The sequence below is a fragment of the Mycobacterium sp. genome (assembly GCF_050701675.1).
Taxonomy (GTDB): Bacteria; Actinomycetota; Actinomycetes; order Mycobacteriales; family Mycobacteriaceae; genus Mycobacterium.
On record NZ_JBOGDD010000727.1, the window covers coordinates 1 to 3,329 of the forward strand.

A 3,329-nucleotide genomic window follows, 5' to 3' on the forward strand; every position below is an offset into this window, starting at 1 on the left:
GGTGAAATCCGGTGCGCGGTCCAGCGCTTCGACGGATCGCAGGATCGAGGTGGCCGAACCCGTTCCGAGCAGTGGCTGGGTTAGCGTGTCCACCTTCGTCAGCAGTTCGGCGTCGGTCAGCGGCCTGGCGAGGCTTCCGCGGGCATGAGGGACGTGCACCCGGACGTCCTCTCCGCCCGCGAGCCGCACCGTGATCGTCGCCGCGTCGCGCGCACAGTCCGGTGCGGGCAGCAGCTCGGTGACTGCGCGTAGCCGTTGTACGTCCGGTGACGTGGCCCGCGCGTCGGAGAACTCGGCCAGTCCGCCACTGCCGTCGATCAGACCGACGGCGACGCCGTGGCGAGCGCTGAACCGGGCCTGGAGCCCGTCCTCCGGCTGGAGCCTGCCCATCAACTCGGGAACCAGCGGGTGACAGACGACTTCGACCGACTCGATGCGGGCCGGATCCGTGACTCGGCGGCCGGCTTCGACCGCTGCGTCGATGGCGGGGTGCGCGACGATACCGCAGGGGTAGGGCTTGAAGGTGTTGCTCTCCAGTTCCCACGGGTCGGACCACGACCGCAGGAGTGCCCCGTCGTCGGCGGCGTCGGCGAATATCGTGAGCACACCCGAATCGCCGAGCGGATCGGCCAATCCGGGATAGCCGCCCACCGCGAGCCGGGCCGCCAGCACTCCGTTGGCGGCAGCCTTGCCTGCGTGGAATGGCTTGGTCATCGATCCGAACGCCTCGCGGTGCCCCAGGGTCATGGTCGACGCCGCGGCCAACGCCGACTCGAGCGCATCGGAGTCGAACCCGAGAAGCACGGCAGCCGCGACGGCGGCGCCGAAGACGCCGCACGTTCCGGTGATGTGCCAGCCGCGGTCATAGTGGTTGGGCGAGATCGCGTTACCGATTCGCAGCTGGGCCTCACAGCCGAGTGCGAACGCGCGCAGGCACCGGTCGCCATCGACGGCCGCCTGGTCGTGAAGCGCCACCAGCACTCCGAGCACCGCGGCGCCGGGATGGATCACCGTGGCGAGATGCGTGTCGTCGAAGTCGTCGTAGTGGGCCGCGGTTCCGGTCAGCAGCGCCGCCCAGTGCTCGTCGAGGACGTCCGAACGGCCAAGGACCGCGGCCGTTCCGGGTGCGGAGAGTCGCGCCGCGGCGGCGACGATGGCGTCGACACCGGGTGTGCGCGCCGCACCGACGGCGGTTCCCAACACGTTGAAGAGGCTTCGTTTGGCGGCGGCAGCGGCGGCCGGTGGTAGCGGCGTCGCAGCGGCATCGGTCAGCTGACCACAGAAGTCGGTGGTCCGCGTCACAGCGGTAATCGGCATGACCAGGACACTATGAACGCCGGATGTGAGGAACAACACCGTTCCCCGACGGGATCATTGCAATTTCTGCAACAGTTCCTGGCGTTCGCGACCTTCCCTGCGGGCGATCCTGGCGAGGTCGCCGATGCTCTCGTGGTGAGCCCCCGCATGGGGATAGGCCAGAAGTACGGTGCGCCCGGCCGGCGCGGGATCGACGATCCTGATCCGCACCACCCGCGGATGTTGGTGATCGGTCATCCCCTCGGGAACCACCGAGACCCCGATACCCGCGCCCACCATGGACTCCACCACGAAGAGGTCGTTGCCTTCGACCGCGATGCGTGGCACGAAACCCGCTCTGGCGCAGGCATTCACCATGTGGGTACGACTACTGGAACCCAGCTCCATCGCGATGAACGGCCGGTCCCGCACCTGGGCCAGCGACACGCTCTGCCGTTGAGCCAGTGGGTCATCCGCAGGTACTGCGAGCAACAGCGACTCGGTGAACAACGGGACCACGACGAAGTCGCCTTCGTTGGGCGACAACGACGTGAACGCGACATCGGCCTCACCACGCAGGAGTGCGGCGATCACGTCGGTGGCCGAGCCCTGCCAGCAGCGGAACCGCAGGCCGGGATGGTCGACGAGAAGGGCAGCCAGCACCCGCGGCACGAAACCCAAACCGAGGGAGAACGTGTGGGCGATCCTCAGCAGTCGTTGCGGGTGACCGGCGTCGGCGAGCGTGCTGTCGATGGCATCGCGCCTGGCGCGCAGGACACCGTGCGCCTCGCGGACCAGGACGTTGCCCGCATGCACCATCCTGACCCGTCGGCCCGACTGTTCGATCAGAGGCACCCCGAGTTTGCGCTCCAGCGTGCGGATCGCGCGCTGCACTGTCGCGGCGCTGACGCCCAACTCGGCGGCGGTGTGGCCGAAGTGCTCGGTTCGCGCGAACGCCACCAACATCTCCAGATCGGAGAAGGTGATGTCGCTGACCGAGATGTCATCCATGACCGGCGTCGGGCTCCAATGCGAACTCGATGTCCGCGATCAGGTCATCGGTGTCCTCGATGCCCATCGACATCCGGACGAACCCGTCGCCGACGGGATCACCCCACCGCGCCCGGCGGTCGATCGATGTGTGGATGCCGCCGAAGCTGGTGGCGGCGACCGCCAGCGCGCTGCGCTCGACGAGGCGGTGTACCGCTGCGGCGTCGGCCAGTTCGAACGCCACCAGCCCACCGAAGCGCTTCATCTGTGCGCAGGCGATGTGGTGCGACGGGTCGTCGGGCAGGCCGGGATGGCGCACCGACCGCACCGCAGGGTGATCGCGAAGCATGAAGGCCATCGCCAGCGCGTTGTGACATTGGCGCTCGAACCGCAGACCGGCACTGCCCAGACTGCGCAGCGACAACCAGGCCTCGAACGGGCCGAGGATGGCGCCGCCCAGAAGCCTCTCGCGTTCCACCGCGGCCATCAGGTCGGGATGACTGCCCGCGACGTAGCCTGCGATCAGATCGCTGTGCCCGGAGAGCGCCTTGGTCGCGCTCGCCACGACGAGGTCGGCGCCCAGCGAAAGAGGTTGCTGCCCAAGCGGTGTCGGCGTCGTGTTGTCGACGACGAGCGTGGCACCGCGACCCCGGCAGATCAGCGCCAACCGATGCAGATCGACGACGTCCAGCGTCGGGTTGACGGGCGTCTCGGCGAACACGACGTCGGCTGACTCGGCCGCCGCACACATGTCGGCGGCGCGCACCTCGCGCACCACGACGCCGAGTGGCGCGAGGTATTCATTCGCGTATCGGCGTACCTGGTAGTAACCGTCCGCGGGAACGACGAGCGTGGCACCGGGTTTGGCGAGCACGCGCAGGACCGAGGTGATGGCAGCCATGCCCGATCCGAAGGACAGCGCCGAGGTGGCACCCTCCAGATCGGCGAGCGCCGACTCTAGCTGCCGCCAGGTGGGGTTGGAGCTGCGGCCGTAGAAGTCCAGGGGTTGCGACTCGTCCGCCGACAGGTGGTAGGCCGATGCC

3 protein-coding genes are annotated in these 3,329 nt (G+C 68.6%); all 3 read right to left on the bottom strand.

The window, feature by feature from the left end:
• The coding region (locus ACRDUX_RS22280) for an MmgE/PrpD family protein (protein WP_526416578.1) at positions 1-1,317 on the bottom strand (1,317 nt) is incomplete at its 3' end.
• Between the two features lie 54 nt (positions 1,318-1,371).
• Positions 1,372-2,307, bottom strand: a complete 936-nt coding sequence (locus tag ACRDUX_RS22285) for a LysR substrate-binding domain-containing protein (RefSeq protein WP_526416580.1) — start codon at positions 2,305-2,307, stop codon at positions 1,372-1,374.
• Positions 2,300-3,329: cystathionine gamma-lyase (locus ACRDUX_RS22290; RefSeq protein WP_526416582.1), on the bottom strand; the 1,030-nt coding region annotated here is incomplete at its 5' end. The genes ACRDUX_RS22285 and ACRDUX_RS22290, both read right to left, overlap by 8 nt.